21 protein-coding genes are annotated in these 21,270 nt (G+C 64.7%); 3 read left to right on the forward strand and 18 right to left on the reverse strand.

The features are described 5' to 3' along the window. Positions 1-15 precede the first annotated feature (15 nt). Entirely contained in the window at positions 16-1,674 is a 1,659-nt protein-coding gene (locus C563_RS0100670) for a hypothetical protein (RefSeq protein WP_018760108.1), read from the reverse strand. 234 nt (positions 1,675-1,908) lie between these two features. Between C563_RS0100670 and C563_RS0100675 the strand changes: the two genes are divergently transcribed. Next, positions 1,909-3,216 carry an AI-2E family transporter gene (locus C563_RS0100675; RefSeq protein ID WP_018760109.1) on the forward strand — a complete coding sequence of 436 codons (1,308 nt, stop codon included), beginning with the start codon at positions 1,909-1,911 and terminating at the stop codon, positions 3,214-3,216. Positions 3,217-3,260: 44 nt separating this feature from the next. On the opposite strand, the gene C563_RS0100680 is transcribed toward C563_RS0100675, so the two are convergent. Both C563_RS0100680 and C563_RS0100685 read right to left on the reverse strand, forming a co-directional pair. After that, a complete protein-coding gene (locus C563_RS0100680; RefSeq protein WP_018760110.1) occupies positions 3,261-4,058 on the reverse strand; it encodes an alpha/beta hydrolase in 798 nt (265 codons plus the stop codon). Between the two features lie 73 nt (positions 4,059-4,131). Beyond that, a complete protein-coding gene (locus tag C563_RS0100685) occupies positions 4,132-4,479 on the reverse strand; it encodes a hypothetical protein (protein WP_018760111.1) in 348 nt (115 codons plus the stop codon). 103 nt (positions 4,480-4,582) lie between these two features. Between C563_RS0100685 and nucS the strand changes: the two genes are divergently transcribed. Both nucS and C563_RS0100700 read left to right on the forward strand, forming a co-directional pair. Further along, a complete protein-coding gene (gene nucS, locus C563_RS0100690) occupies positions 4,583-5,278 on the forward strand; it encodes an endonuclease NucS (RefSeq protein ID WP_026264238.1) in 696 nt (231 codons plus the stop codon). Positions 5,279-5,584: 306 nt separating this feature from the next. Further along, positions 5,585-5,788 (forward strand): cold-shock protein, encoded by a 204-nt coding sequence (locus C563_RS0100700; RefSeq protein WP_011692441.1) that lies wholly within the window; start codon positions 5,585-5,587, stop codon positions 5,786-5,788. Positions 5,789-5,917: 129 nt separating this feature from the next. Here the strand turns inward: C563_RS0100700 and C563_RS0100705 are convergent, their stop codons facing one another. From C563_RS0100705 to C563_RS0100770, 15 genes are all read right to left on the reverse strand, one after another. Next, entirely contained in the window at positions 5,918-8,512 is a 2,595-nt protein-coding gene (locus C563_RS0100705) for a phosphatidylglycerol lysyltransferase domain-containing protein (RefSeq protein ID WP_018760114.1), read from the reverse strand. Further along, positions 8,494-9,822: an alpha/beta hydrolase gene (locus C563_RS0100710; protein ID WP_018760115.1), complete on the reverse strand. Its 1,329-nt coding sequence runs from the start codon at positions 9,820-9,822 to the stop codon at positions 8,494-8,496. The genes C563_RS0100705 and C563_RS0100710 overlap by 19 nt, the downstream gene beginning before the upstream one ends. A 4-nt stretch (positions 9,823-9,826) precedes the next feature. Then, on the reverse strand, positions 9,827-10,258 hold the full coding sequence (locus tag C563_RS0100715; protein ID WP_018760116.1) for a DUF2550 domain-containing protein: 432 nt from the start codon (positions 10,256-10,258) through the stop codon (positions 9,827-9,829). A gap of 10 nt (positions 10,259-10,268) precedes the next feature. Then, complete coding sequence (locus C563_RS0100720; protein WP_018760117.1) at positions 10,269-10,553, reverse strand: F0F1 ATP synthase subunit epsilon; 285 nt, start codon at positions 10,551-10,553, stop codon at positions 10,269-10,271. A gap of 1 nt (position 10,554) precedes the next feature. Then, the gene (atpD, locus tag C563_RS0100725; RefSeq protein WP_018760118.1) at positions 10,555-12,009 is read right to left on the reverse strand and encodes a F0F1 ATP synthase subunit beta; all 1,455 of its coding nucleotides are present in this window, start codon (positions 12,007-12,009) and stop codon (positions 10,555-10,557) included. Between the two features lie 82 nt (positions 12,010-12,091). Then, positions 12,092-12,982: a F0F1 ATP synthase subunit gamma gene (locus C563_RS0100730; protein WP_018760119.1), complete on the reverse strand. Its 891-nt coding sequence runs from the start codon at positions 12,980-12,982 to the stop codon at positions 12,092-12,094. Positions 12,983-13,055: 73 nt separating this feature from the next. After that, positions 13,056-14,693, reverse strand: coding sequence for a F0F1 ATP synthase subunit alpha (gene atpA / locus C563_RS0100735; RefSeq protein WP_018760120.1), 1,638 nt, complete (start codon positions 14,691-14,693; stop codon positions 13,056-13,058). Positions 14,694-14,771: 78 nt separating this feature from the next. Then, complete coding sequence (locus C563_RS0100740; RefSeq protein WP_018760121.1) at positions 14,772-15,599, reverse strand: F0F1 ATP synthase subunit delta; 828 nt, start codon at positions 15,597-15,599, stop codon at positions 14,772-14,774. Further along, complete coding sequence (locus tag C563_RS0100745) at positions 15,599-16,150, reverse strand: F0F1 ATP synthase subunit B (RefSeq protein ID WP_018760122.1); 552 nt, start codon at positions 16,148-16,150, stop codon at positions 15,599-15,601. The genes C563_RS0100740 and C563_RS0100745 overlap by 1 nt, the downstream gene beginning before the upstream one ends. A gap of 55 nt (positions 16,151-16,205) precedes the next feature. After that, positions 16,206-16,424: an ATP synthase F0 subunit C gene (atpE, locus tag C563_RS0100750; RefSeq protein WP_003804776.1), complete on the reverse strand. Its 219-nt coding sequence runs from the start codon at positions 16,422-16,424 to the stop codon at positions 16,206-16,208. 109 nt (positions 16,425-16,533) lie between these two features. Further along, positions 16,534-17,334, reverse strand: a complete 801-nt coding sequence (gene atpB, locus C563_RS0100755) for a F0F1 ATP synthase subunit A (protein ID WP_026264239.1) — start codon at positions 17,332-17,334, stop codon at positions 16,534-16,536. Positions 17,335-17,415: 81 nt separating this feature from the next. Next, positions 17,416-17,754 carry an AtpZ/AtpI family protein gene (locus C563_RS21985; protein ID WP_081624092.1) on the reverse strand — a complete coding sequence of 113 codons (339 nt, stop codon included), beginning with the start codon at positions 17,752-17,754 and terminating at the stop codon, positions 17,416-17,418. Beyond that, positions 17,747-18,229: a hypothetical protein gene (locus tag C563_RS0100760; RefSeq protein ID WP_018760124.1), complete on the reverse strand. Its 483-nt coding sequence runs from the start codon at positions 18,227-18,229 to the stop codon at positions 17,747-17,749. The genes C563_RS21985 and C563_RS0100760 overlap by 8 nt, the downstream gene beginning before the upstream one ends. Before the next feature lie 99 nt (positions 18,230-18,328). Further along, a complete protein-coding gene (locus C563_RS0100765) occupies positions 18,329-19,354 on the reverse strand; it encodes an MraY family glycosyltransferase (protein WP_018760125.1) in 1,026 nt (341 codons plus the stop codon). After that, a complete protein-coding gene (locus C563_RS0100770; protein WP_018760126.1) occupies positions 19,351-21,219 on the reverse strand; it encodes a nucleoside-diphosphate sugar epimerase/dehydratase in 1,869 nt (622 codons plus the stop codon). The genes C563_RS0100765 and C563_RS0100770 overlap by 4 nt, the downstream gene beginning before the upstream one ends. Positions 21,220-21,270 lie beyond the last annotated feature (51 nt).

The following is a 21,270-nucleotide window of genomic DNA, read 5'->3' on the forward strand; positions in this document are numbered from 1 at the left end:
AATACGGTCGAGGGCCTACTTGAAGCTGGCGCCTACCAGGCCGCGGGTTGCGGCGACGAGCTTCATCGGGTCCGAGGATCCTGCCGGCGGCACGTAGACGGCCATGGATTCGGCGAAGCTCAAGACCATGCCGGTACTGGTTTCCTTGCCGCCGGCCAGGGCTGCCGCATCGTCGCCGATGCTGAGCTTGTCACCGGCAGCCTTGGGGGTGCCCTCGAAGCCGAAGTTGATGCGGCCCAGGACGAGGGCCCCGCCGTCGGAGGTACGGAACACCACCGTGCTTTCCGGCACCACCTTGTGGGTGAAGGAGAAGTTGCCGTTCTCGCCGGCCTTCACCACCTCTGCCTGGTAGGACAGGGTGTCGGCGATGTACGGCGAGGACTGGCCCTCGACCAGCTTGTCCTTGAACGGGGAGTCCGCTGACGTGAGCCTGTCCGCCAGGCCGGACATAGCTTCCTCACCGCTGTAGAGCAGTCCGGTCTTGTCCGAGGCGGCCAGCGTCTCGGTCCCTCCGCGGCTGATGTTAGGGAACGTGGTGCCCGGCTGGAGGGGGGTGGTCTCCATCAGCTTGTAGTTCTCCCGCGGGGACTGCTGGACCAGCGTCAGGATTTGCGGCACGACGTTGCCGTCGCCCTGGGTCACGGCCAGCACTTGCCGCGGCCAGTCCCGGTCGCTGGTGATCACGGTGGTCAGCAGCTTGGTGGAGCGGACAGGCATGCGGGGCTCGTAGGAGCCCACCTGGGAACGGATCTTGTAGTTCTGGGTCCGGATCTCCAGCTCGGGTCCGGCCACGCGGTCGGCAAGCTTCGCCGCATCCTTGGCGGCGTCCCCTGCGTCGGTCGCGCTCGAGACCTGCTCCAGGATGCGCCGGAACTGGGCTTCGAGGAGGACCGGAGAGCCGGTGCCGTCCTTGGCCGCCGGTGACGACGCACTGCCCGACGGCTGCGGGCTGGGGCTTGCCGCCTGTGCGGCGGTGCCGGATCCCGCCAGGACCACAGCTGCCACACCTGCGGCGACCATGGTGGCCTTGGTGGTGGACTGCGCCTGCGAACGGGCGCGGGCCCGCCGGGCGTAGCCGCTGCCGCCGTCGCGGCCTTCGCCGTCCTTGGTCCGCGCAGACACCAAAGCCAGCACAATGCCGCCCACCATCAGCAATCCGCCGATGACCATCAGCGGAACGGCCCACGGGGTGGATGTGTCGTTCGGGAAGGTCATGGACACCGATGCCGGGGCCGCCTTGGTGCCGTCGGAGGCAAGCAGGAGGCTCCAGTCGCCGTCAGCCGGCGGAGTCCAGGTGTAGTCCAGTTGACCGCTGGCATTCTCGGTGGACGCCCAGAGGTCCGAGCCCGCCGGGTTGGGCGCCGTGGCGTCGCCGTCGGCATGCTCAACCTGCAGGGACTTTCCGTCCTCGGAGACCCCGTTGATGGTGTTGTGGGCGGTCTTGCCGACCCACGCGCTGACGTCGTCGGGCCGGCCCGTTGCCAGCATGAAGTTGCCGTCGCCCTGGACCGAGATCTTGACGGTTCCGCCGTGCAAGGTGCGCAGCTTCTGGTCAATGACAGTCAGCGGGGCCGCGGCGGCGTTGGCCGGCAGGGACGCGGTGAAAGTCTCGGATGGAGCCCAGATGGTTCTCTGGCCAATGCCGGCCAAAAGTGTCAGGAGGCCGAGCAGCACAAGTGCGGCTGCAGTCTTTAAACGCAAGGGAAACACCTATCATCAGCGGGGGTTTACCTTCAATAGTAACCTTTTTGTTACCAGGGACCCCGAATCCTGGGTTCAAGCGGGCAGTCCGGAGGTGCTCCGGCGGCGCCGTCGGCTGGTGCTGACAAGCCTGCTGATAGTGTTTGCGATGATCATCACAGCGGCCCGCGAAGACGGCGCCACACACGGAACAGGCCCCAAAAACCAGTGACTGACAAGACGGACCCGTCCTCCCCGGCAGCCGAAAATTCCGGGGATCCGGGCAGGGCTGTCCCGGCTCCCCATGCCATGGCAGCGGCCCGACGGCGGGGCGGCGCCGCAGCGGCCCTCGGCCAGGTGGTCCGCCGGCTCCGCCAGCCGCTGCCCGGCGCCCAGCCCCGGCTTCGGTTCGAGATGCCGCCGGAGTTCGGCGGCCAGGCTCCCGAGCGGGAGTACGACGACGAGGACGAGCCGCAGTTCGGGCATCCCGGGCCGCGGATGTCTCCCCAGCATCCGCTGTACATGGGATTCATGGGAACAGTCGGTGTGGGCCTGGCCCTGCTGGTGTATTGGATCGGATCCCACACCACGCAGCTGCTGCTCTGGATTGTTGCCGCGCTGTTCATCGCCCTGGGCCTGGAACCGGTGGTGGGTTGGCTTGAGAACCGGAAGATTCCCCGGCCCGCCGGAATCCTCGTTTCGGTGGCCGTGCTGATGGGCGCCGTCGTCGGGTTTTTCGCCACCCTGATCCCCACGATCGTTGAGCAGGTCTCCGAAATCGTGCGCCAAGCACCGGACTGGGTGCGCAGCTTCATGGATTCGGATTTCTTCCGCAGCGTCGATGACCAGTTCGGGGTCAGGGACCGCATCACCGAGGAACTGAACAAATTCGTGAACGATCCGGCAGCCATGGGTGGCATCTTCGGCGGCGTCGTCGGATTTGGTTCGACCCTTGCCAACAGCCTTTTCGGCACCCTCATCGTGCTGGTGCTGAGCCTGTATTTCCTGGCGGCGCTGCCGGCCATGAAAAAGTGGGGCTACCGCCTGGCACCGCGATCCCGCCGGAAGCGGGTGGCCGCCCTGTCGGAGGAAATCACCCGTTCGGTGGGCAACTACGTCATCGGCCAGGCCTGCGTCGCCTTGCTCAACGCCACATTCGCCTTCATCGTGATGTCGATTGTCGGTGTACCGTTCGCCTTGCTGCTGGCGTTTGTGGTGGTGCTGCTCGCCTTCATTCCACTGGTGGGCGGCATGATCGCGGGCATCGTGGTCACCCTGGTGTCACTCACGCAGGGCTGGCAGACAGCCGCGGTCTATGCGATCTGCTACTTCGCCTACCTGCAGTTCGAGGCCTACTTCATCTCGCCGCGCATCATGCAGAAGGCAGTGGCGGTCCCGGGGGCCGTGGCGGTGATCTCGGTCATCGCCGGCGGCAGTCTGCTGGGAGTCCTGGGCGCCCTGATTGCGATCCCCACGGCGGCCGCCGTGCTGCTCCTGCTCCGCGAAATCTACATCGCGCGCCAGGACCAGCACTAGCGGACCCCGACGCAATCCGGGGGCGGGACCGCCTGGATGCGACCTCAGGACGCGGCGGTCGCCGTCGGGCCATCCCATTCCTGCGGAAGCGGCGTTGCTGATCCCTCGGGACTGACCCGGGCGACGATGTCGTTCAAGACACGTGCGGCGTACTTCTCGCCCACCCACAGGTGCTTGGCGCCGGCCACGCCCACGACGTCCGCCTGGGGCACCAGGCTGAAGCGCCCGGCGGCCTCGGCCGGCTGGAGGAAGTCATCGTGCTCCGGCACCAGGACGGTGAGGGGCTTGCCGGATTCGGCCCATTGCTGCAGGTGCTTGTCCGTGGCCCGGTGCAGCGGAGGCGAGAGCAGGACCGCACCTTCAATCTGGCTGGCCACCGGCTCCACGGCGCCGTACATCAGCGCCAGTTCCGTTCCAAAGGACCAGCCCACCAGCCACCGGTTGGGCAGCCCGCGGTCGACGGCGAAACGTACGGCCGCCTCGACGTCGTACCGTTCCCCGATGCCTTCCTCGAATCCGCCGCTGCTGGTGCCGCGGGGTGAGGCCGTGCCGCGGGTGTTGAACCGAAGGACGGCGATGCCGGCCAGCGCCGGGAGGCGGTAGGAGGCCTTGCGGTAGACGTGGGAATCCATGAATCCGCCGTGCGTGGGCAGCGGGTGGAGGGTAATCAGCGTGGCGATGACCGGGCCGCTCTCGGGCAGTGCCAGTTCGCCCACCAGGGTGTGGCCGTCCGCGGTCTGCAGCTCGATGTTCTCCCGCCGGGCGGGCAGGACCGTGGAAGCACGGATGGGTGCGGGACCCTGGGCTTGGGTGAAGCGGAACGACGCCGGATCAAAAGTCATGGTTTCCAGCTTAGCGACCAACGGGTGGCCGAAGCCCGGACGGCGGGGTGCGCAGGCGGCGCCGCCCGCGCGGTCAGCGGTACCGGTAGCTGCGGGACATCCAGCAGTTGGTGTGCCAGTGCCGCCGTTCGGCAAGGCCGGCCGCCGCCCCGAAGAGGTGGTCGTCTTTCCAGACCACCAGGTGCGCAACGCCGGGCAGGACGGCCGTGGAGCACTCCGGGCAAATGTAGGTTTTCTCCGCGTTTTTGGCGGTCATGGTGCGGACCATCCATTCGCCGTCCGGGGCGCTCTCCCGGCGTGCGATGCCGGCCCGGGCCCGTTCCAGGTCAAGTTCCGGGACCTCCTGTCCCTTGCGCCCTGCTCCCCTGGCCGAAGCGCCCTTACCGGATACAGGACGGCGGGGACGGTTCGAACGCGGCATGCATCCATTCTGCCCCAGCCGCCCGCCGGCCCGCGCCTCCACGCACTCCCGGCCGTCCGTCGTCGGCATGGCCCGTACGGTTCCACGCGGTAGTCTGTACGGCGTGCGACTCGTCATAGCCCATTGCTCCGTTGATTACGTTGGCCGGCTCAAAGCCCACCTTCCCCTGGCCACCAGGCTCCTGCTGGTCAAGGCCGACGGCTCGGTGCTGGTGCATTCGGACGGCGGCTCCTACAAGCCGCTGAACTGGATGAGCCCGCCGGCCACGCTGCGGGTTTCCTCCCCCGATGAGGTGGACCTGGAACTTGGCGTGGTGGAGCAATGGACCGTGCAGTCGGCCAAGACGGACGACCGGCTCATCATCAATATCCACGAGAAGATCACAGAGTCCTCCCACGACCTCGGGGTTGATCCGGGACTGATCAAGGACGGCGTCGAAGCAGACCTGCAGCGGCTCCTGGCCGAGCAGATAGAGACGCTCGGTGAGGGGTATTCCCTGATCCGGCGCGAGTACTTCACCGCGATCGGACCGGTGGACATCCTGGCCCGGGACGCCGATGGCGCCACCGTGGCCGTGGAACTGAAGCGGCGCGGCGACATCGACGGTGTGGAGCAGCTGACGAGGTACCTGGAGCTGCTCAACCGCGATCCCCTGCTGGCGCCGGTCCGCGGCATCTTTGCGGCCCAGCAGATCAAGCCACAGGCCAAGGTGCTCGCCAATGACCGCGGCATCGCCTGCGTGACGCTGGATTATGACGCCATGCGCGGGGTGGACGACAGCGAATCCCGGCTTTTCTGACCCGACGGCCCGTTGCTTTGGGCACCTAATACTCGGTCTGAAATCCCGGAGCATCATTGTCACCTGGTTTTTACCTAAATTTTATGCATTTTCGTGTTCGGGCCGTTGACCTGCGGGAACGGGCATGAAATTCTGGTCTCAGTCTTTGTGTAGGTGTTTTTCATGCTCGCAAGACATGTTGCGAGCGCGAAGCTCCTGCAGCGCCGGACCTTTTGTGGCAAGGCAATCCAGGATTCTTCTCGCGGAGTGACCAAGGTCGGCGCGAGGTGTGCCGTTCTTAAAAAGTTCCACAATGAGGAGAAATAAATGGCACAGGGAACTGTGAAGTGGTTCAACGCTGAAAAGGGCTTCGGCTTCATCACCCCGGATGACTCCGACGGCGATGTCTTCGTTCACTACTCCGAGATCCAGACCGGCGGCTTCAAGACCCTCGACGAGAACCAGCGCGTTCAGTTCGAGATCGGCCAGGGCGCCAAGGGTCCCCAGGCTACCGGCGTAACGCTCGTCTAGTCACCCGGCGCGGCCGCATGGCGGCCGTCCAGCAATGCAGATGATCCCCGGCAGGAATGCCGGGGATCATCTGCATTTGCGTACGTGGGGAGCGTCGAGGTGCCCGGCGGCCGCCCGCCGTATTCGCGCTCAGGTGACCAGTTTGCGGACCAGGCGTGCACCTTGCGCCAGCGAGAGGCCGGGAAGGTAGGCCCGGGTCAGCGCCCTGCCAATGGCCGGCAGGTGGAGGGGGTCCTGGTAATACAAGTAGAGCGCGCGGTACTCCGGCTTGAACCGGGACTTGAACGCTGCCAGCGACCGGAACCCGTAGACCGGCTCCAGCGCGTGGCCCACCAGGTCCAGGATGCGCACCAGGTTCTGTGCCCCCTCATCGGTGGCGCCGGCGTCTGCTTCGGCGTCCTCCCCCGCATCGGCCTGCCCTCCGTGCTCCTCCGGCCGGCTGGCCAGTGGCGAGCCGGACAGGGAAATGACGTCCACCGAATCCTTCAGCTCCAGGACCGCGGATGCAATCAGGAACTCCATCACGCCCGGGAAACCCTCGCTGCCGCGGCGCATGACATCAAGCGTCCTGCTGACCAGCCGGCCGTCGTCGTACACGGGAAGCCAACTGGTAACGCCGTGGACGGTACCATTGCCGTCCACCGCCAGGCAGCACAGGACCTCCTCGTCGTCGAGCTCGTCCACTCCCCCCAGCGTGAAGCCCATTTCCGGCACGGATTTCCCGGCCGCCCACTCTTCCGACACCTCATTGAGCCGCGAACGCAGTGCGGCAGGCAGTGAATGGTAGGAGCCCCACACGGCGTGGACGCCGAGCTTCGAGGCCCGGTTGAGCGCGGTCCGAACGTTCTGCCACTCCTTGCCCTTGAACTCGAGCTCATTGAGCCGCAGCCGCGTTTCCTGCGCCACTGCCACCCGCGAGAAGCCCCGCTCCCGCAGCGCCGGCCACAGGGTGTCGTCACATGAATAGAGCGCAGGGATCAGCGCCTGGGTGCGGCAGTAATCCAGGAACCCTTCGGTCACCCTTTGCTCGGCCCTGCGGTCGCCGATGGCTCCGCCCAGGGTCAATGCCACGGTCCCGTGCTGCTGGAAGGCCATGGCGCCGGCGCCGTCCGGACTGAACCAATATGTGTTGGGCTCCCACAGGGCCATCCAGGACAGGGGTCCGCCGCCCTGGTGAAGCAGCTCGCGGGCACGGTCCCGGTCCTGCCGGCCAAAGCCGAGGCCGTGGTGCCGCCCAATGAGGACCCACCACACAGCCACCAGGGCGACAATCCAGAACACCGGTCCGGAGTAAGCGAAGAGCAGCGTCTCGGCGCTGTCGCGCTCCGCGAAAACGCGGCGGAAATGCTGCGGAATGGGAACCGGCACGTACTGCCGCGCCAATTCGGCGAAGAGTCCCAGCAAACCCCCGTCACGGGCAAGGCCACCCGAGAGGAACCACGCCACGGTGTAGGAGCTTGCCAGGGCGAGCCAGGTGCCGCAGACCACTGCAGCGAGCGTCCGCCGGGCGCCGGGCCGCGTCTGCACGCGGAACTGGCGGCGGTTAAGCCACAGGATGATTGCGAGCAGCAGCGGCACGATGACGAGGGGAAGCACGTGGGCAAAGGCCGATGACAGGGGCGTCGAGTGGGTGCCCTGAAGGCGTGACGGAACCAGGGCGAAAAGGGCCAGGTAGACAGCTGCCAAGGCCGTCACGGCCAGCTGGATGGCAAGGGCAATGTTGAGGGCCAGCCGGCGGCCGCGGCGCATGCCGTCCGCGCAGATCAGCAGCAGGATGACCGGCACCACCGCCAGCGCCAGGCCGAACGGCCCGGCAAACCCTGCCCTGCCGGTTTCCAGGCAGGAGGCATCCACCGTTGCCCCGCAGTTGAACACCAACTGGCTGAGCGTGGGCATCGGGCTGAGGACGACGTCGCGCAGCAATGCCAGCGGGCCGGTGGGAGCCCGTGTGATCCCGGTCAGGATCGGCCCCACGGCAAAGACCGCGACGGTCAGGGCCAGGAGGTTCCTGGTTTCGCGGCCGGTGGAACGGTGCCGGTGGAGCCGCCCCTGGTCGCCCTGGATCCACCAGCCCGCCAGGAGGCCAAGGAGGGCCCCGATGAGGCCGATCACCGTCTCCGCGTGGCCAACGTAGAGCACCAGCAGGATCGACACGGACAACACCGCGGTCCGGAGCCGGCGCTGCCACAGCAGAGTGATCCGGGCACTGGCCGCCAGCCCGGCGGTCAGGATCGGGGCGTAGGGGCCGATCAAGATATCGTCCGCCATCTGGTCCAGCCAGCCGTCGCCAACATATACGGCCACCTGGGTGACCAGGAGGAAGACGGTCACTGCCGCGAACTGGCCGCCGAAATAGAGGCCGACGGCGGCGCGGCGTCCCAGCTTGCGTTCGGCCAGGCCCAGCAGCAGGATCATCATCAACGACGCCGTGAGGTAAGCCAGCGGGTTGGTGGCAAAGAACATGCTGGTGAAGAGGGACCACCATTGCCCGCCACGAAGGCCGGGACCGCTGACCGAGGCAAGTCCCAGGAGTTGTTCCGGCGGGCCGTCCAGGAAGCTTCCCGTCACGGCGGCTGCCGCCAGGAACACAGCCACGACGCCCAAGGTGAACGGCATGGATTTGAGGGTTTCAAGGGTTTGGTGCATTGCCGGACGGCCCACAGTGGCCCACATCAACGCCACCGTGCGGTCCGGTTTCGTGGTGCTTACCACTTCAGCCCCCATTGGCTGCCGAGGAATGCCAAGGCGTCACCGAAGCGCTTTGAGGACGTGTCCCAGGAATGTCCGGTGTGTTCCACCTCGTAGGCCTGCACGGTAAAGCCGGCGTCCTTGGCCGCCGCCGCGAGCGTGTGGAGGTTCCCCACGAACTCCGGATCGTTCTGGCCTGCGGTCAGGTACATGCCGCTGGTCTCAAACCGTTGGTGTTTCATGATCTCCAGTGGAGTCTGCTTGATGAATTCGTCCGGGTTCCCCGGAAAGGCTGCGTCAATGGTCTTTTGCCGCTCCTTGGCGATGGCGGGCTCGGCTTCGCTGGAAAATCCGAGCACGTCCGCGTAGACATCCGGGTGCCTGGTTCCCATTTGGATGGCACAGGTGCCGCCGAAAGAGAATCCACCCACGGCCCAGTGGCTGTGGTTGGTGTCAACGGCCAGGGTGGAACTGATCCATCGCGGCACGTCCTGCGAGAGGTAGGTGTCCGCTTTCGCGATCTTGCTGTCCATGCACATGGTGTTGGCGGACTGTGATCCGTTGGGATCGGGGATGACCACCACCGGGGCCACTCCCCCGTGCGCCGCGGCAAACGAATCCATGTGGCCACGGATGGCGCCGCCCGTCAGCCAGTCCGCGGGGCCGCCGGGCTGGCCCGCCACCAGGACAAGCACCGGCAGGGCGGGACGGTTGGCAGCGAAGTAGGCCGGCGGAAGGTAGAGATAGGCATCGCGGTTGCTCATCCCGGACAGCGTTCCCGGGATGGCTGCCTTACGCAGGACACCGCCGGCAGGCAGGTCGCCGGCGGGCTTCCAGCCCTGGAGGGACACGCCATCGGATTCACCGGGGTGGCGCATGAGCTCCTGTTCCAGCGCGGGTATCCGGGCCAAAGCGGTTCCCAGCAAGTCGCTGACAGTCCGGTTCAGTCCGAAGTAGGCATTGATTTGGAGGGTAGAGAGGGCCACCACCAGGAGCGCCGCGAGGAATCCGCTCCCGTAATGGGTCCAGGAGGTCCGCGGCAGCCTCATGATGCCAAGGATGACGGCCGAAACACCCGGCACGAACCACAGCAGAACGGGCTCCGGGATGTCCTCCGGAAAGACGGTAAGGACGTTGATCATGATCCAGTGGACGGTTGCCACCAGGACGAAGGCTGAGGCGATGGCAACAAAAACACGGATTGCCCAGGCGCGGATCCGTAGGTCCGCTGTTTCCCAGGCACGCGGAGGTGGTACCAGGAGGTAGGCCGCCCCGCCTAATCCCAATACCAGGACAGTCCCAAACAGGGGCCCGTCCGTAAGCCGAATGTCTGACAGCCAGTCCACGTGGCTAGCGCCAGGTCCCTACGCCGATGACGGGGCCCGCTTCGAGCCATGAGGAAAGGCCCGTGTACGCGTCGAACTTCATGGCCAGGTGCAGGTCCTGTCCCTCGTAGCGGAGTTCGACGATAACCACATCCGGTTGGACCTTGATGGCCTCGGCCTCGGTCGGCTTTCGCCTGCCCAGGAGCTCCAGCGAACTGCGCTTGAAGGTGTATTTCGGGCGGACGCTCAGTGAGATCAACCGGAACCACTCAAGGTCATTGTCCTGATAACGACAAACCCCCATTTGCCAGCTGTTACCAGCAACGCAAATGGAGGCGTCCACGGTGCCGAGGGCGCGCCGCAAATTGAAACGGCGCACCCCCGAAAGGCACAGTGCAAAAATCAGCAATCCGAACACGATTGCCAGTGCGATGAACGAAATACCCGGTGCGTCCATCAAGGTCGTGCTAGCGGATCCCAGCGGTAGCCGAGCCGCCCAGCTGGGCGTTGTCAGCAACGATGACCACGCGGTTGTTGTCCACGGAGAAGAACCCGCCGTCAACATCTACCGCGATCCGGTCCCCTGACACTGGCTGGATGGCCAGTTCACCTTCGGCCAGGATCGCCAGCAGGGGCGAGTGGCCGGGCAGGATTCCGATTTCACCATCACTGGTGCGGGCCTTGACCATCTTGGCCGCTCCGGACCACACAAAGTGGTCCGCTGCGACAATCTCAACCTCAAGCTCAGCCATATTACTTGGTCTGTTCCTGGATCTTGGCCCACTGGCGCTCAACATCATCGAGGCCACCGACGTTGAAGAACGCCTGCTCCGCGATGTGGTCGAGTTCGCCGTCGCAGATCGCCGAGAAGCCTTCAACGGTGTCCTTGATGGAAACCGTGGAGCCCTCAACACCCGTGAACTGCTTGGCGGTGTAGGTGTTCTGCGAGAGGAACTGCTGGATGCGGCGCGCACGCGACACCACGATCTTGTCTTCTTCGGAGAGCTCATCGACACCGAGGATGGCGATGATGTCCTGGAGTTCCTTGTTCTTCTGCAGGATCTGCTTCACGCGGACAGCCGTGTTGTAGTGGTCCTTGCCGATGTACTGGGGATCCAGGATTCGGGACGTGGACGTCAGCGGATCAACAGCCGGGTACAGGCCACGGGATGCGATTTCACGGGAAAGTTCCGTGGTCGCATCCAGGTGCGCGAAGGTCGTCGCCGGAGCCGGGTCGGTGTAGTCATCAGCGGGAACGTAGATGGCCTGCATCGAGGTGATGGAGTGGCCCTTGGTGGAGGTGATGCGCTCCTGCAGGAGGCCCATCTCGTCGGCAAGGTTGGGCTGGTAGCCCACGGCGGAGGGCATGCGGCCCAGCAGGGTCGATACCTCGGAACCGGCCTGGGTGAACCGGAAGATGTTGTCGATGAACAGCAGCACGTCCTGGTTCTGGACATCGCGGAAGTACTCCGCCATGGTCAGGGCGGACAGGGCTACGCGCAGGCGCGTTCCCGGCGGCTCATCCATCTGGCCGAACACAAGGGCGGTGTCCTTGAGGACGCCTGCCTCTTCCATTTCCACCCAGAGGTCGTTACCCTCACGGGTACGCTCGCCAACACCGGCGAACACGGAAGTACCACCGAAGTTGCGGGCAACACGGGTGATCATTTCCTGGATCAGGACGGTCTTGCCCACGCCGGCGCCGCCGAAGAGGCCGATCTTTCCACCCTTGATGTACGGGGTGAGGAGGTCGATGACCTTGATGCCGGTCTCCAGCATCTCGGTGGAGCCTTCGAGCGAAGCAAAGCTCGGGGCCTTGCGGTGGATCGGCCAGCGTTCGCTGATGTCCAGTTCCGACTCGGCAACGTCCAGGGGCTGGCCCAGCACGTTGAAGATGTGGCCCTTGACTCCGTCGCCGACAGGCACGGAGATCGGGGCACCGCTGTCCACCACGGAGGTGCCGCGGACCAGGCCGTCGGTTGCCTGCAGGGAGATGGCGCGCACGAGGTTGTCGCCCAGGTGCTGGGAGGTCTCGAACGTGATGGTCTTGGTCTCACCGTTGAGAGTGATCTCGGTGGTGAGGGCGTTGTAGATCGACGGGATTGCGTCAGCCGGGAATTCGACGTCGACAACCGGGCCGATTACGCGCGCAATACGGCCGGTTGCACCGGACGTTGCGGCTACGTGTTCGGTAGCAGTGGCAGTCATCTCTCTCACTTCATTCAGTAGATGGCGTGGGGTTAAGTTTATCTGTGGTGGTGCTGGTTACGCGGAACCGGGGAGGTGCAGGCTAGGACGCGAGGGCGTCCGCGCCGGCAACAATCTCGGAGAGTTCCTGCGTAATCTCGGCCTGGCGGGCCGTGTTGCGCAGGCGCGTGTACTTCTTGATCAGGTCCGTTGCGTTGTCGCCTGCGGACTTCATCGCCCGCTGGCGGGCGGCGAGCTCGGAAGCTGCTGCCTGCAACATGGCTGCGAAGATACGGGATTCGATGTAGCGCGGCAGCAGGGCGTCAAGGACACGCTCCGCTTCCGGTTCGAACTCGTACAGCGGCAGGAGATCCGATTCGGATTGGGCCTGCTCTTCCACTACTTCAAGCGGGAGCAGGCGGATGACCGTCGGCTCCTGGGTGACCATGGACTTGAAGCGGGTGTAGACAACGTGGATCTCGTCCACGCCGCCGTCTTCGAAGTCGGTCGCGAATTCTGCCAGCAACGCTGCGCCGACTTCACGGGCAGTAGCGAACTCGGGTGCGTCGGTTCCTCCGGTCCAGACCCGCGCATACTCGCGGTTCCGGAAATCGAAGTAGGCCTGGGCCTTGCGGCCCACGACATAGGTCTTGACTTCCTTGCCTTCGGCGCGGAGCAGCTCGTTGAGACCTTCCGCCTGCTTGAGGACGCTCGCCGAGTATGAACCTGCCAGGCCGCGGTCCGAGGTGATTACCAGGACTGCGGCGCGGCGGATCTGCTCCGGCTCAGTGATCAGCGGGTGGTCGATTTCGCTTTGGCTGGCGACAGCAGAAACGGCGCGCGTGATCGCGTTCGCGTAAGGCAGTGAAGCTGCTACGCGCGCACGGGCCTTCCCGATGCGCGAGGTAGCGATCAGTTCCATCGCCTTGAAGATCTTGCGCATCGACGTGGTCGAGCTGATCTTCTGGCGGTAGACCCGGATCTGGGCTCCCATACTTATCCTTTCCTAACATTCCGTCGCCGGGTGTGCCGGGCCTTTGCGGCCCGGCACACCCGGCGGTGCGGAACTAGCGCTTCTGCTTGACGATCTTTTCCTGGTCGACTTCGCCCTCGGAGATAGCGTCGTGCTCCTCGTGGCCGGCGCCTACCAGGTGGTTGTCACCCTCGCCGAAGAAGCCCTTCTTGAAGTCCACGATCGAGGACTTCAGAGCTGCAACGGTGTCATCGTCCAGGACGTTGGTCTGTGCCAGCGTGGTCAGGATCGAGGACTTGTGGCGAAGGTGCTCAAGGAACTCAGCCTCGAACCGGCTGATGTCCTCGACCGGAACGTCGTCCAGGTAGCCGTTGGTGCCGGCCCAGATGGAAACAACCTGGTCCTCGACCGGGAACGGTGAGTACTGGCCCTGCTTCAGCAGTTCCATCAGGCGGGCGCCACGGGTGAGCTGCTGGCGTGACGCAGCATCCAGGTCGGATGCGAACATGGCGAACGCCTGCATGTCGCGGTACTGGGCCAGGTCCAGCTTCAAAGTACCGGAGACCTTCTTCATGGACTTCACCTGGGCGGCACCGCCAACGCGGGACACCGAGACGCCAACGTCCACAGCGGGCCGCTGGTTGGCGTTGAAGAGGTCCGACTGCAGGAAGATCTGGCCGTCGGTGATGGAGATGACGTTGGTCGGGATGTAGGCGGAGACGTCGTTCGCCTTGGTCTCGATCAGCGGCAGGCCCGTCATGGAGCCGGCACCGAGCTCGTCGGAGAGCTTGGCACAACGCTCCAGCAGACGGGAGTGCAGGTAGAAGACGTCACCCGGGTAGGCTTCGCGTCCCGGCGGGCGGCGGAGCAACAGGGACACTGCACGGTAGGCCTCAGCCTGCTTGGACAGGTCATCGAACACGATGAGGACGTGCTTGCCGCCGTACATCCAGTGCTGGCCGATGGCCGAACCGGCGTACGGTGCCAGGTACTTGAAGCCTGCGGGGTCGGACGCGGGAGAAGCCACGATGGTGGTGTACTCCAGCGCGCCGTTGTCCTCAAGGGTCTGGCGGATGGCGGCAATCGTGGACGCCTTCTGGCCGATGGCGACGTAGATGCAGCGGACCTGCTTGGTGACATCGCCGGAAGCCCAGTTGGCCTTCTGGTTGATGATGGTGTCGATCGCGATCGCGGACTTGCCGGTCTGGCGGTCGCCAATGATCAGCTGGCGCTGGCCGCGGCCGATCGGGATCATCGCGTCGATGGCCTTCAGGCCGGTCTGCATCGGTTCGTGGACCGACTTACGCTGGGTCACGCCGGGAGCCTGGAGCTCCAGCGCGCGGGTGGTCTCGGCCTTGATCTCGCCGAGGTCGTCGATGGGCACGCCCAGCGGGTCGACAACGCGGCCGAGGAAGGCGTCGCCAACGGGAACGGACAGAACCTGTCCGGTCCGGTGGACTTCCTGGCCTTCTTCGATGCCGGTGAAGTCACCGAGGATGATGACGCCGATCTCGCGGACGTCAAGGTTCTGGGCCAGGCCCAGGGTGCCGTCCTCGAAGCGCAGCAGCTCGTTCGCCATGACCGAGGGAAGGCCCTCAACACGGGCGATGCCGTCACTTGCGGTGGTTACGCGGCCGACCTCTACGCGCTCTGCGTTCCCGGGTTCGTAGGACGCCGCGAACTCGTTCAGCGCATTACGGACGTCGTCGGCGTTGATGGTCAATTCGGCCATCTGCAGTCCCTGCTCTCCTGTTTGTGATCACCGCAAACGGTGACCGGGGTTTCTATCAGTTTGGTTGTGCTTGTCCGGCTAGCCGGCCAGCTGGCGTTGCAGTTCTCCCAGCCGGGTAAGGACCGAGGCATCGAGTACCTCGTCGCCCACCTGGACGCGGATTCCGCCAATGAGCGACGGGTCAACAATGACGTTGACCTTCAATTCCCGCCCGTACAGTGCGTTCATGCCCGCCTGGAGGCGTGCCAGCTGCGTCTCCGACAAGGGCCGGGTCACGCTGACTGTTGCAATCCAGCGCTGCTGCCGCTTGGCCGCCAGTTCGGCAAACCGTTCCACCAGCCGGGTGGGCTTGATGCCGCGGGGCTGGGTGACGGCCTGGGTGATGAGCACCCGGGCTTCTTCGCTGGCGCCGGGCGCCAGCCGCTCCGCGAGGGTAGCTTTGGCTGCCGCGCTGGCCTGCGGTTCGGACAGAGCACGTTGTACCTCGTGGCTGGAGGCAACAGCCTGGTTGAAGGAAAACAGGTCGTTTTCCAGCTCTTCCAGGCCAGTGATTCCGGAGGCAGAAACGGCCGACTTGTTTTCAGCAACGGAAATGACCACCGTTGCGGCAAGAGTCTCGAGTGCATCGCCGATGTCGCGCGCCGATGCCCAGCGTGAGCTGGCCAGTCCGCCCGCGATTTCAGCCGCATCAGCGGAGACTTTTCCGCCAACCAGCTGCCTGACCAGCGCCGATTTCTCGTCGCCGCTGCGGGAGGGGTCAGTCAGGGCACGGCGCAAACCAGCCGAGCTGTCCACCATTCCCAGAATTCCGAAGAGTTCCTTTGCCAGCTGCAGCGACGCGGTCGGAAGCTTCGCTTCCAAGGCGGCCAGGGCTGTTGCCAGCGATTCGCTCGATACGCCTGCCATTATTTAGCTGCACCTGCGTTCTGGGACTCCAGATCTGCCAGGAAACGGTCCACGACCCGTGCTGCACGGGCGTCGTCATCGAGGGACTCGCCCACGATGCGGCCTGCCAGGGTGGTGGCCAGGGTGCCGACCTCGGCACGCAGGGACACAACGGCCGCCTGGCGCTCTGATTCGATCTGTGCGTGGGCCTGCGCAGTGATGCGGGCAGACTCTGCTGCCGCCTTCTCCTTGAGATCCGCGAGGATCTGGGCACCTTCGGCGCGGGCTTCCTCACGGATGCGGTTTGCTTCGGTGCGGGCGTCGGTCAGCTGCTGCTTGTACTCTTCGAGTGCAGCAGACGCCTCAGCCTGGGCCTTTTCAGCCTTGGCGATGCCGCCTTCAATGGCCTCGGCACGCTCGGCGAAGGTCTTCTCGAACATCGGGACAACGTACTTGACCACGATGAAAAAGAGGATGGCGAAGCCAACGAAGACAACCAGCATTTCCCAGCCATTGGGAACAAGGGGGTTGACGTCGCCCTCAGCGGCGGCTGAGATGTTCAGCTGATGCATATTTCACCCGTCCTTTATCTACTCGGTTCTGAATGTTCGCTGAAGTTCTCTGGGTTTACTTGAGAACGAAAGCGAAGACCAGGCCCAGGATGGCGAGTGCTTCGGTCAGCGCCAGGCCAAGGAATGCGATGGGCTGCAGGACGCGCTGGGCTTCCGGCTGGCGCGCAACGCCGTTGATGTAGGCAGCGAACACGAGACCCACGCCGATACCACCGCCGATAGCCGAGAGGCCATAGCCGATGAGGTTGAGGGAGCCGTTGATGGAGCCTTCCATTTTTTTTCCTTTCAAGATGCCACTTGTGTGGCAGGTTGTTTGGGTTGCTTCATCCCCGCGAGGGGAATTCTGTGTGTGCCGTGAGGGACATGGCGCCCCGCCGGCGTGCCTAGTGGCTGTCGGCGTGCAGTGCGCCTTCGATGTAGATCGCGGTCAGCAGCGTGAAGACGTAGGCCTGCAGGACCATGATCAGGGCTTCAAGCATGTACATGGCGATCGCACCGGCCAGGACCAGGACCGACGTGCCCTTGAGCAGGAAGTTCTCCTGCATGATCAGGTACTCGATGCCGGAGCCTGCGATCATCACGATGAGGTGGCCGGCGAGCATGGTCGCGAACAGACGAAGGCTGTGCGTGACGGGCCGGACAACGAAGTTGGAGATGATCTCGATCGGGATGACGATCGGGAGGATGTACCACGGAACGCCGGAAGGTACGGTGGCCAGCTTGAAGTAGCGCAGGCCGTTCTTCTTGATGCCGATGGCGATCCAGGTCACGTAGACCAGGCCGGCCAGCACATACGCTCCACCCACGTGCGAGAACGTGGGGAGCTGGAACACCGGAATGGCGCCGTAGATGTTGTTGACCAGGATGAAGAAGAACAGGCTGAACAGCAGCGGGACGTACTTGATGAAGTCCCTGCCGCCGATGATGTCCTTGGCGATTCCGTTGCGGACGAAGCCGTAGGCGGCTTCGCCGGCGAACTGGAGCTTGCCGGGTACCAGCTGCTGCTTGCGTGCGGCGAGCACGAAGAAGACGGCGATAAAGACGACAGAGAGGAGGACCAGCAGCATCTGCTTGGAGAATCCTTCTGCGGCACCCCACGGCAGGATTGCCGGCAAATGCATTTCGTTAATTCCAGGAGGAGTGAACTCTCCTGAATCTTGGGCCGGGAGCGCAAGCGCGATCAACGCGTTTCCTCTCTGCAGTGTCCATCATTGGGCGTTGGGCGGGGTCCGGCAGCCTGACAGCCTGCTGTTCCCCCTGTGAAATTATTTGGCATTAGTGTTGCCGTCCTGGGACGGCCCGCTGGCAGCATGGCGATCACCAGCGTTTGTGCGAGAACTGGTAAGGCCATGCATATGGGAAAGGTAAAAACCTCCGACGGCTCCAAGCAGAGCGCCTGCGAGCACGATCCAGCGCGTTCCCCACACGTAATCCAGTCCCCACCCTATCAAACTCCAGACGATGATTCCGCCAATGATGTAGCTGAATACCGCCATTCCAGCGTTGTAGCCGCCGTCGTTCGACGCGTCGGAAACACCGGGTGCGGAGCCGTTGGATCGGCGCTTGGCTTTCGCTGCAACGTCGGATTTCTTCGGGTTACGCATTGGTGGGTCCCTTCTCTTCCGGATCGTTGTAGATCTGGAGGCGGGCTTTGCTGAAGCCATGGATCTCCGCAGCCTGCCAGAGGACGACGGCGACCACGGCACCTATGACGAACCAGCGTCCGTGCAGCCACGCCGGAGCCCCGACAACGAACAGGACGACCGCGAAGCCAACCACCTTGATGAAGTAGGTGGCTACGAACACCCCAATCGCGCCGGACGGATTCCGGCGTCCCACGAAGTGGCCAACCAGCAGGCTGATTCCGAAGAACAGCATCACCAGCAGGCCCCCGAGGAAACTGGAAACTGCCCCGCTTGCTCCATTGAGGAGCGCGGCAGGGATGGCGCACAGCGCCAGTCCGGCCGTGGCGGCAATCAAACTGCGCTTGAGCAGGTTTAGCCAGAGCGAGCGTGTGGGACCCGAAGAGCCAACGTGTCCATGGCCGGACACAGGTCCGGACTCGGCGTTGGAGGTCATTCGATCCCAATCGTCGGCACCTCGTGGCTCAGCGCCAGGAGGTAAAGGGTGGAGGAGCAGCTTGGGCTGCCCCTAAATTCTACACGAGATAGAACATGGCTAGGTCACCGGCAGCCGTGTGACTTTGGACCTGCGGCGGCGGCGTCCAATCAGGTCCGGGCTGGCCAGGTACACGACGAGGACCAGGACGGTGCCGGCCACGCACAAGGCCACCACCGGCAACGACGCGGTGGCGGCGACGAAGCCGAGGATGATCACAGCGACCGTGCAGGCTGTAACGGCGGCAGCCGACTGCAGGTGCGAGAAGCCGACATCCGTGAGCCGCTGGTAGACGTGCTCACGGTGCGATGCGTACCAGCGCTCCCCCGCCTTGATCCGCCGAAGCAGTGTGTAGCCGGTGTCCGCGGCATACACCAGGATGGGTGAGAGGACGTATTCCACGTAGACACCGCCAAGGAAGCCGGCGACGGCGAGGGCGGCTACGGATGCGCCGAGCAGGTAACTTCCGACGTCGCCCAGGAAGACTGAACCCCGGCCCAGGTTCCACGGCAGGAAACCGAGGAAGGACATCGCGAGCACGGCTCCGCCAGCCGTGAGCCAGGGTTGTTCGGCCAGCGTTCCGGCCAGCGCGTAGGCCCCGCCGGCGGTGACCCCGTGCAGGCCGGAAATACCATTGACGCCGTCCATGAAGTTGGCAATGTTGACATACGCCGCGATCGCCAGCGCCGCGAGGGGCAGCCACCAGAACGACTGGCCGGTCAGCACGATCAGGACCACCGATCCGGCGGCCCCGATGCCGAGCTGGGCAGCTGCACGGCCGCGGATGGACAGGCCGCGCAGGTCCTCGACCCAGCCGACAACGGCGCAGGCCACAATGATCGCCAGGACGACGGCGGACACGGACCGGTCAACGGTGACCACGCCGAGGAGGACGGCTGCCGCGTAGCCGATGACGGTGGCGAGGGCGGCGGCGACCCCCATGCCGCGGATGGTTGCCTTGGCGTGCGACGAGCGGGCAGAGGGAACGTCCACCACCCCCATCCGGACCAACCAGGGCTTCACTGCGAACGGGAGGAGGAGGCTCGCCAGCAGGGTTGCCAGTGCCACCAGCAGCAGCGGCATCATGAGGCAACCCTGATGGCGCCCGTGTCATCGGCCTCATCGTCGGGAATGTCGCTGATGCTGACGCCCTGTTCCGCTTCACAACGGGCCAGCCAGACGTTGAGGTCGAGCTTGTCCGGATCCTGCTCGGTGGCCCGGGTGTGTGAAATCTTGGGGTGCAGCGGGCGTTTGTCCAGTTCCCCGGCGCCCACCAGTTCCTCGTGCAGCTTCTCCCCCGGCCGCAGTCCGGTGTAGATAATCTCCACGTCCTTGCCGGACATGGCGATCATGCGTTGCGCCACGTCGAGGATCCGGACCGGTTCGCCCATGTCAAGGATGAGGACGTCGCCGCCGGCACCGATCGCACCGGCCTGGATCACCAGCTGGCAGGCTTCGGGAATGGTCATGAAGAAGCGCGTGACATCGGGGTCGGTGACCGTGACCGGACCGCCGACGCGGATCTGTTCGGTGAAGAGCGGCAGCATGGAGCCGCGACTGCCCATGACGTTGCCGAAGCGGACGGAGACGAACTTCTTTTGCGTCTGCCCTGCCATCCACGCAGTCAGCTTTTCGGCAACCCGCTTGGAGTGGCCGAGGGCGGTGGTGGGGTTGGCGGCTTTGTCGGTGGAAATGTTGACGAAGTTCGAAACGCCTGCCCGGCGGGCGGCGCGCAGCACGTTCAACGTGCCGCACACGTTCGTCTTCCAGGCCTCCACAGGGTACTGCTGGAGCAGTGGAGCGTGCTTGAGAGCTGCCGCGTGGAACACCACTTCGGGCTGCCGGTCAGCGAAGATCTCCTGGAGGGCTTCGCCGTCGCGGATGTTGGCCAGGACGGTGTCGCGGCCGGCCAGCAGGCCGCGGCCGGTGATGGAAATCTGGGTCTGCTGCAGCCCGGTTTCGTCGTGGTCCAGCATGATCAGTTCCGCGGGGTCGAACTGCACGATCTGGCGGCAGAGTTCCGAGCCGATGGATCCGCCGGCGCCGGTTACCAGCACCCGCTTGCCCTTGATGTAGCCGGCAATCTCGTCGACCTTGATGTCCACGGGCCGCCGGCCTATCAGGTCTTCGACCGCCACGTCGCGGAAATCGGAGAACCCCGCGGGCGCTCCGCTGCCAAGCATGTCCCTCAGCGGCGGCAGGACCAGGACGCGGACGTTGAGCCCGGCCACGGCGTCGGAGATGCGGCGCACCAGTCCCGCTTCGACGTTGGCGAAGGCCACCACCAGGACGGTTGCCCGCGTGCGCCGGATGATGGCGGGGAGGTCATCCCCGCGGCCCTGGACCTGGACACCGGAAAGGCGCAGGTGCTTCTTGGCGGGATCGTCATCCACCAGGCCTACCGGGAAGTAGGGCGAGTCCGGGTCCTGCAGCATCCGGGTTACCAGGGAGTTGCCGAGGAACCCCGCGCCGTAGACCAGCGTGTTTTGGGCCCCGTCCCCGGGCCTGGTCTTGCTTTCGGCGTAGAGGCGCTTGGCATAGCGGGCGGCGCCCATGAACAGGCAAGCGAAAGGGAAAGCGATGAGGCCGACGCTGCGGCCGATGTTGATGGCCTCATAGAGGACCAGCAGGCTGGCGGTGATGGAGGCGGCCACGATGACCGTGACGAACACCAGTGCCCGGGCTTCCTGGAAGCTGCCGAATGGATAGCGGCCCCGGTACAAGGCGAGGGAGTATCCTGCCAGCATCTGGACGACGACGGCGATGGCAGCGATGGCGAAGGCACCGGCGAACTGCTCCACCCGGATACCCATCTCATAGCGCAGCAGCAGCGCCAGGACGATGGCCACGACCCACGACATGGAGTCGAGGAACATCTGGATCCAGATCCAGATGGCGGGTTTCTCGTCCCGTACGGCGGCGGATGCGCGCGTTTCAGATTTTGTACTCAACAGAAGATGCAACCGACTTCCACTACCACGGCGGCCAGCGCCTTTTTCACA

Origin of the sequence: Arthrobacter sp. 135MFCol5.1 (assembly GCF_000374865.1) — a bacterium.
GTDB lineage: Bacteria > Actinomycetota > Actinomycetes > Actinomycetales > Micrococcaceae > Arthrobacter.

Excerpts from the sequence above, each read along its gene's own strand:
- C563_RS0100680 (WP_018760110.1), bottom strand. The coding sequence starts at position 4,058 with ATGACTTTTGATCCGGCGTCGTTCCGCTTCACCCAAGCCCAGGGTCCC.
- C563_RS0100685 (WP_018760111.1), bottom strand. The coding sequence starts at position 4,479 with ATGCCGCGTTCGAACCGTCCCCGCCGTCCTGTATCCGGTAAGGGCGCT.
- C563_RS0100700 (WP_011692441.1), top strand. The coding sequence starts at position 5,585 with ATGGCACAGGGAACTGTGAAGTGGTTCAACGCTGAAAAGGGCTTCGGC.
- C563_RS0100705 (WP_018760114.1), bottom strand. The coding sequence starts at position 8,512 with ATGGGGGCTGAAGTGGTAAGCACCACGAAACCGGACCGCACGGTGGCG.
- C563_RS0100715 (WP_018760116.1), bottom strand. The coding sequence starts at position 10,258 with ATGGACGCACCGGGTATTTCGTTCATCGCACTGGCAATCGTGTTCGGA.
- C563_RS0100720 (WP_018760117.1), bottom strand. The coding sequence starts at position 10,553 with ATGGCTGAGCTTGAGGTTGAGATTGTCGCAGCGGACCACTTTGTGTGG.
- atpD (WP_018760118.1), bottom strand. The coding sequence starts at position 12,009 with ATGACTGCCACTGCTACCGAACACGTAGCCGCAACGTCCGGTGCAACC.
- C563_RS0100730 (WP_018760119.1), bottom strand. The coding sequence starts at position 12,982 with ATGGGAGCCCAGATCCGGGTCTACCGCCAGAAGATCAGCTCGACCACG.
- atpA (WP_018760120.1), bottom strand. The coding sequence starts at position 14,693 with ATGGCCGAATTGACCATCAACGCCGACGACGTCCGTAATGCGCTGAAC.
- C563_RS0100740 (WP_018760121.1), bottom strand. The coding sequence starts at position 15,599 with ATGGCAGGCGTATCGAGCGAATCGCTGGCAACAGCCCTGGCCGCCTTG.
- C563_RS0100745 (WP_018760122.1), bottom strand. The coding sequence starts at position 16,150 with ATGCATCAGCTGAACATCTCAGCCGCCGCTGAGGGCGACGTCAACCCC.
- atpE (WP_003804776.1), bottom strand. The coding sequence starts at position 16,424 with ATGGAAGGCTCCATCAACGGCTCCCTCAACCTCATCGGCTATGGCCTC.
- C563_RS21985 (WP_081624092.1), bottom strand. The coding sequence starts at position 17,754 with ATGCGTAACCCGAAGAAATCCGACGTTGCAGCGAAAGCCAAGCGCCGA.
- C563_RS0100760 (WP_018760124.1), bottom strand. The coding sequence starts at position 18,229 with ATGACCTCCAACGCCGAGTCCGGACCTGTGTCCGGCCATGGACACGTT.
- C563_RS0100765 (WP_018760125.1), bottom strand. The coding sequence starts at position 19,354 with ATGATGCCGCTGCTGCTGGTGGCACTGGCAACCCTGCTGGCGAGCCTC.